Origin of the sequence: Faecalimicrobium dakarense (assembly GCF_000499525.1) — a bacterium.
Classification (GTDB): domain Bacteria; phylum Bacillota; class Clostridia; order Peptostreptococcales; family Peptostreptococcaceae; genus Faecalimicrobium; species Faecalimicrobium dakarense.
The window spans coordinates 1-6,765 of the sequence record NZ_HG529349.1 but is presented as its reverse complement, the minus strand read 5'-3'; the positions used below and the strand labels follow the sequence as shown (position 1 = coordinate 6,765).

Sequence of the window (6,765 nt, the reverse complement as noted above, 5' to 3'; positions counted from 1 at the left end):
AATGTAATTCCTTTAGTTACAGAGACTGCAAATGCATCCATAGAGAGAGCAAAGGCAGTAAGTAAAATACTTACAAAGCTCATATGTATTCCTCCTTAAATTTAAATCCTAAAAAATTAAATATGTAGATAAATATATTGTACAGTAATGAGTACTAAAATATTCATAATATGATTAAAATAAGAGGGAGATATAAGAGTATAAATAATTTTTTCAAAGGAATAATATAAAAGAATAAATATTACTTATAAATGAAATAAAGATAGTACATATTTAAAATAAGAAATATAGTATGGAGGAAAAATAATGAAAAAATTTGTTTGTACAGTATGTGGATATATACATGAAGGAGATGCACCACCTGAAATTTGTCCAATATGTAAAGTTGGTCCGGAGAAATTTGAAGAAATGAAAGGCGAATTAACTTGGGCTGATGAACATAGAATTGGAATTGGACAAGATATAGATGAAGAAGTAGTTGAAGGTTTAAGAGCTAACTTTATTGGAGAATGTAGTGAAGTAGGAATGTATCTTGCAATGGCTCGTCAAGCTGATAGAGAAGGGCATCCAGAGGTTGCAGAAGCATACACAAGAATAGCTTATGAAGAAGCAGACCATGCAGCTAGATTTGCAGAAATGTTAGGGGAAGTAGTAACTTCTTGTACTAAAACAAATCTAAAAATGAGAGTAGAAGCAGAATATGGAGCAGCTGAAGGTAAGTTAAAACTAGCTAAGAAGGCTAAAGAATTAGGGATGGATGCAATACATGATTCTGTTCATGAAATGTGTAAAGATGAAGCCAGACATGGGAAAGCATTTTTAGGATTATTAAACAGATATTTTGAAAAAGAAGTATAGAATAAATTTAATATAATATAAAAAGGTTATTTTAATTTAAAATAACCTTTTTATAATTTAAAATATAGTTTATAAATGATATGTTAAATAAGATTTTATACTTAAATAAAATACGAAAGAATCTCTAAAGTTCTTTAAATCTAAATTTAATATTTCTTTTATTTTTTCAAGTCGATATATCAGTGTATTTCTATGCAAAAATAGCGAGTTTGATGTTTTAGTTATATTAAAATCATTTTCGATAAAATTAATACCTGTATATAATAAGTTTTCATCCATATTTTTTATACTTTCAAAATCTATTAAATTATTATAGAAATTTTCATTTCCTATTAAATTAATAATTTTATATATAGTTAAATCATGCAAGTCTAAAAATTTCTTAGAATAAGTATCATTAATTATAAGAGGGAAAACTTCATCTAATATAGATATTCTATTATTAAAGGTTTCTAAATTATCTATTTTGCCGATATAAGCTATATAGGTATTTCGATATGTTTCTGATTCTATTATTTCTGGTGTTGATTCATCAATATCTAATTTATTTTTCGAATTTACTATAAAATATCTTTTATGTTCAAAAATACTTATATCTTCATACAAATTAGAGAATATTCTCTTTAAAGAATCAAAATCTATATTTTGTTGATAAATTAAGTAGAAGTAACCATTAACACTATTGAGTACAAACTTATTAGTAACTTCTATTATATAAGTTTTATTATTAAAGCTAACTAGCTCTTGATTATCTTTTAGTTCTTGATGGTTATATTCTAAAATATTAATTTGTTTATTAGTTTCTTTTTCAAAAAAAATGTGCTAACTCTTGCATAAAATCACTCCCAAAGTATAATTAGTAATAAATTAAACTAAAGATATTTTAATTTATAAGTTCCTTACATAAATGTTTGTTATGCTAATGTTGCTTACGTATGATTTAAATTTAGATAGTACAAATTATAATTTTTTGTATCTAAAAAAGTAAGATGATTAAATCATCTTACTTTTAATATATCATTAAATACTATTAAATTAATATAGAATTTAAATTTATTTTACTATCTTATAGCTTGTTGAGTTTCCTTATCAAATACATGGATTCTATGCTTATCCATTGCAAGTTTTAATTTATCACCCATCTTAACTCTATATCTACCATCAAATCTAGCAGTTATATCAGATTTACCAGCTTTTAAGTAAGCATATATCTCAGCACCCATAAGTTCTCCAAGTTCAACAGTAGCTTCAAAGGTACTATCTAAGCTGTTATCGATAAATATATCTTCTATATGTATATCTTCAGGTCTTATACCTATAACAACTTCTTTACCTATATAGTTTCCTTCTAATAAAGCTGAGCATTCACCTTTATTTAATTTTATGTTCATTAATTCATTTTGAGCATATATTTCTCCATCTTTTTCAGATAAAGTAACATCTATAAAGTTCATTTGAGGAGCTCCTATAAATCCTGCAACGAACATATTACTTGGCATATCATATACTTCTTGAGGTGTAGCTATTTGTTGAACTAGACCATCTTTCATAACAACTATTCTATCTGCCATAGTCATTGCTTCAACTTGGTCATGTGTTACATATATAAATGTAGTTCCAAGAGATTTATGTAACTTAGTTATTTCAGTTCTCATTGATGTTCTAAGCTTTGCATCTAAGTTAGATAAAGGCTCATCCATTAAGAAAACTTTAGGATTTCTAACTATAGCACGTCCAAGAGCAACCCTTTGTCTTTGTCCACCTGATAAAGCTTTTGGCTTTCTATCAAGTAATTTTTCTAAGTCTAGTATTCTAGCAGCTTCTTTAACTTTTTGATCTATTTCATCTTTAGGCATTTTTCTAAGTTTAAGAGCGAATGCCATATTATCATACACTGTTAAGTGAGGATATAATGCATAGTTTTGGAAAACCATTGCTATATCTCTATCTTTAGGATCAACTTCATTTACAACTTTTTCCCCTATATATAATTCGCCACTACTTATTTCTTCAAGTCCAGCGATCATTCTTAAAGTAGTAGACTTACCACAACCAGATGGTCCTACTAAAACTACGAATTCTTTATCTTCTATGTTAATATTAACATTTTTTACTGCGTTAAACCCATTATCATAAGACTTACATATATCTTTTAAAATTACCTCTGCCATAATAATTCTCCCCTTATTTTAAAAATTATTTTTTAGTTATTTGTTAATTTAATCATAACAAAAAAATGTTTTCCTGGGTATGTACAAAGTAACCAAAAACTTTTAGATAAAATATACAATAATTATAAATAAATATTTTGAAGAGATAGTATAAGGTAAATTAATCCATTTTTGAAGATTATTTGTAATATATGTTATAATATGGACATGAAATGTAAATTAGTGTAGTATAAAATAAGACATTTTATAGAAAAGATTAGACGTAAGTGGGAGGTTGTTTATGAAAGACTTTACTATAGGCTACTTTAGTAAAAATTTTGATAAAATTATAGATACAATTACAAGTAACGGTATAAAACTTATAATAGGTTTATTAGTTATTTTTATAGGATTTAAAGTTATAAAAAAATTAGTAAAAAACTTTGTTCTATTTTTAGAAAAAAGAGAAGTTGATATGACTTTAATAAGATTCTTAGAATCTTTAATGGGTACAGGTCTTAAAGTGTTGTTAGTATTCACTATAATAGCTGGATACTGGAATTTTAAGCTTGCAGGATTAGCTGCAATACTTACTTCTGCTGGAGTAGCAATAGGTTTAGCACTTCAAGGGAGTTTATCTAACTTTGCAGGTGGATTTATAATACTTTTACTTAGACCATTTAAGGTAGGAGATTATATAGAAACTGGAATATATGGTGGAAAAGTGGAACAAATTGGATTATTTTATACTAATTTAACTACAGTAGATAATAAAGTCATATTAATACCAAATGGAGCTTTATCAAATGGTAGTTTAATAAATTATTCAACTAAAGAAACAAGAAGAGTTGATTTAATGTTTAGTGTGGGATATGAAAATGATATAAATCATGTTAAAAATGTATTAACTGATATAGTAAATAAACATGAACTAGTATTAGATGATCCCCAAAAGTTTATTGGTGTAACTGCACATGGTGCAAGTTCAGTTGATTTTGCTGTTAGAGTATGGTGTAAGACTGAAAATTATTGGACTATACATTTTGATTTACTAGAAAAGGTTAAGATGAAATTTGATGAAGAGGAAATAAGTATTCCATATCCACAAATGGATCTTCACTTTAAAAATCCAATAAAATAAAAAACAAAAGCTAAAGTAAATTTAAAATTTACTTTGGCTTTTTTATATTTTATTATATTTTTGCAAAATTGTAAGATAAATGTAATAACCTTGTAAGATAAATAGGGTATAATTTATTTATATAATAGAGATAAATATGATTAACATTTATATAAAGTAAAATATTTTAAATAAGTGTTTTTAATAAACGAAGGAGACATGATAGATGGAGTATATTCAAGGATTATTCGATTTAGCTAAAGATTACTGGGTTCTTGCTATGTTTGCAGGATTAATAAGTTGCTTTATAGAGAGTTTTTTACCAATATTACCCCTTATAGCAATAGTTGGAGCCAATGCACTTATGCTTGGATTATGGGGAGGACTTTTTATATCTTGGATAGGCTCAGGTCTAGGAACGATAGCATTATTTTTATTAGTTAGTAAATTTAATGATAATAAATTATTTAATAAGTTAAGGAATAACAAAATAGAAAAAGCTATAAAATGGATGGAAAGGCAAGGATTTAAGTTATTATTTATTGCTTATTCATGTCCATTTGTACCAAGTTTTTTAGTTACAATTACATCTGCATTTTGTAAAAGAGAAGCGATAAACTTTATACCCGCAATGTTAGCTGGAAAATTTGTAATGTTTTTAGTAGTAAGCTACCCAGCAAGCGATATAGGAGGATTTATAAATAATCCTATAAAAATAGCTGTATTTGTATTATTAGTATTCTTATCTTGGACAATTGGAAGTAAAGTTAATTCTAGTCTAGAAGAACATAAACATGATAATCATATAAAGTAATAGAAAGCCCTTATATATAGTATAGGGGCTTTTATATTAGAATAATATATAAAATCTATATCCAAGTAAAAATATAAATACAAAATTAAGAGCTTTGCAAATTATTTTTTCACATTTTGAACTAGTTTTTATAGGTAATAAAGAAAAATTAATACAAATAGGATAAAAGACTTGTATGCCTTCCTTAGTGATTATATCAAGGCATAAATGTGATATATATCCGATTATAAATCCATTAGATAAGCATAAAAATACGATATTATTATCCGAAAATTTGACCAATAAATCAAATATATAGACTAATAATGATATGAATATTAGACTATGAGTAAAGCCTCTGTGCTTAAATTTAGAGCCCATTTTTTTATATAATATAGGGTACCTTTTGCTAATATAAGAGCCCCTCATATCTATGTCAGGAAATAAAGAACCAATATATGAAAAATATATATAGACTAATATCAGAATTAGTTTATATACAAGGTCGTACCCAACTAAAAATTTATTGTTAATAAAAGGTAGCGCTAAAAGAGCAAAAATATATCCACCTTTTATGTGAGTTTCTTTTACCATAACTCCTCCCATGATGCTTAGATGTAATGTCGATATTATAATATTAGATTCTTTAAATTATATAGCAAATACCAAAATTTTTCAAAATATTTTAATAAATGCTACTATATAATATTACAATATACCCATATCCATTAAATTTGAAATTTTATTTTTTATTATAATTTTCTAATGCTTTCTCCCAATTAACAACATTAAACCAACTATCTATATAATTAGACCTATTATTTTTGTAAGATAAATAGTAGGCATGTTCCCAAACATCGATTCCAATTATAGGCTTAAGGTTTATTGATATAGGATTATCTTGATTTGAAGTATTAACTATAGATAAGTTACCTTCCTTATTAGACACTAACCATGTCCAACCAGATCCAAAAACATTAAGTGCAGATTTTTTAAACTGTTCTTTAAAGTTATCGAAAGACCCAAAATCTCTTATTATAGCATCATTAAGATTTTTAGAAGGGGCAGTTTTTTTAGATGTAATTATGTCGAAGAAAAATTCATGATTATAAACACCACCTCCATTATTTTTTATATCTTGAGCTACATCACTTGGTAAGCAGTCTAAACATGATAGTAATTCGTAAATACTGGCATTATAAAGTTCCGGATGAGTTTTAATTATGTTATTAAGTTTTTCTAAGTAAGTCATATAATGTTTGTCATGGTGAAGAACCATAGTTTCTTTACTTATATATGGCTCAAGTGCATCATATGCATAATCTAATGCTTTAGGTTTGAAAGGAGTGTAATCAGGTATATTAGCAAAAGCATTTGAAAAATTGGAACATATAAATAAAGTTGATAAAAATAATGTTAATAATTTTTTCTTCATAAGATCACCTCAATATATAGTATGCTTATAAATTATAGAAAATAAATTGGTAATAAATAGCATTTATCTTATTAGTTATAATAAGCTAAATAAATTAATCAAGACGATAATACTATAGAAGGAAAATATTTATACAACAAACAATTTCATAAATGTAAGAAGTACATAGGTGGTTGCCTAAGAAAGGCCTTTGGAGATAGAATTTACTTAAATGACTCAGAGAATGTAGTAAAAACTGCAATAATTAAATAGTAATAAGAATTAAACTTTGTATATAGTTAATTAAGGATTATGTATAAAGTTTATTTTTATGTCAAAAATAGCAGATATATATAGCAGGAGGAATAAAATTATATGTGTGGATATGTATCGATATATTATAAAAAAAAAAGAAAGTTATTAAAATAGA

The 6,765-nt window shown here is 25.8% G+C and carries 7 protein-coding genes; 3 read left to right on the top strand and 4 right to left on the bottom strand.

Going from position 1 to position 6,765, the window contains the following annotated elements:
• Positions 1 to 306: 306 nt before the first annotated feature.
• Positions 307 to 858 (top strand): NADH peroxidase, encoded by a 552-nt coding sequence (locus BN899_RS10455; protein WP_042275143.1) that lies wholly within the window; start codon positions 307 to 309, stop codon positions 856 to 858.
• A 69-nt stretch (positions 859 to 927) separates the two neighbouring features.
• On the opposite strand, the gene BN899_RS10450 is transcribed toward BN899_RS10455, so the two are convergent.
• Positions 928 to 1,464, bottom strand: a complete 537-nt coding sequence (locus BN899_RS10450) for a PucR family transcriptional regulator (RefSeq protein WP_242824148.1) — start codon at positions 1,462 to 1,464, stop codon at positions 928 to 930.
• Positions 1,465 to 1,919: 455 nt separating this feature from the next.
• The gene (locus BN899_RS10445; RefSeq protein ID WP_042275138.1) at positions 1,920 to 3,029 is read right to left on the bottom strand and encodes an ABC transporter ATP-binding protein; all 1,110 of its coding nucleotides are present in this window, start codon (positions 3,027 to 3,029) and stop codon (positions 1,920 to 1,922) included.
• A 280-nt stretch (positions 3,030 to 3,309) separates the two neighbouring features.
• Here BN899_RS10445 and BN899_RS10440 point away from each other — a divergent pair, with 280 nt between their 5' ends.
• Together BN899_RS10440 and BN899_RS10435 are read left to right on the top strand one after the other, a co-directional pair.
• Positions 3,310 to 4,149, top strand: a complete 840-nt coding sequence (locus BN899_RS10440) for a mechanosensitive ion channel family protein (protein ID WP_042275137.1) — start codon at positions 3,310 to 3,312, stop codon at positions 4,147 to 4,149.
• Between the two features lie 205 nt (positions 4,150 to 4,354).
• Positions 4,355 to 4,942, top strand: a complete 588-nt coding sequence (locus tag BN899_RS10435; RefSeq protein WP_042275135.1) for a TVP38/TMEM64 family protein — start codon at positions 4,355 to 4,357, stop codon at positions 4,940 to 4,942.
• Between the two features lie 36 nt (positions 4,943 to 4,978).
• On the opposite strand, the gene BN899_RS20830 is transcribed toward BN899_RS10435, so the two are convergent.
• The gene (locus tag BN899_RS20830) at positions 4,979 to 5,515 is read right to left on the bottom strand and encodes a metal-dependent hydrolase (protein ID WP_042275133.1); all 537 of its coding nucleotides are present in this window, start codon (positions 5,513 to 5,515) and stop codon (positions 4,979 to 4,981) included.
• A gap of 148 nt (positions 5,516 to 5,663) precedes the next feature.
• Complete coding sequence (locus tag BN899_RS10425; RefSeq protein WP_052356806.1) at positions 5,664 to 6,356, bottom strand: superoxide dismutase; 693 nt, start codon at positions 6,354 to 6,356, stop codon at positions 5,664 to 5,666.
• Positions 6,357 to 6,765: the final 409 nt, after the last annotated feature.

What these genes read in the sequence shown, in the direction of transcription:
- BN899_RS10425 (WP_052356806.1), bottom strand. Translation starts at nt 6,356, where the DNA reads ATGAAGAAAAAATTATTAACATTATTTTTATCAACTTTATTTATATGT.
- BN899_RS10445 (WP_042275138.1), bottom strand. Translation starts at nt 3,029, where the DNA reads ATGGCAGAGGTAATTTTAAAAGATATATGTAAGTCTTATGATAATGGG.
- BN899_RS20830 (WP_042275133.1), bottom strand. Translation starts at nt 5,515, where the DNA reads ATGGTAAAAGAAACTCACATAAAAGGTGGATATATTTTTGCTCTTTTA.
- BN899_RS10455 (WP_042275143.1), top strand. Translation starts at nt 307, where the DNA reads ATGAAAAAATTTGTTTGTACAGTATGTGGATATATACATGAAGGAGAT.
- BN899_RS10440 (WP_042275137.1), top strand. Translation starts at nt 3,310, where the DNA reads ATGAAAGACTTTACTATAGGCTACTTTAGTAAAAATTTTGATAAAATT.
- BN899_RS10435 (WP_042275135.1), top strand. Translation starts at nt 4,355, where the DNA reads ATGGAGTATATTCAAGGATTATTCGATTTAGCTAAAGATTACTGGGTT.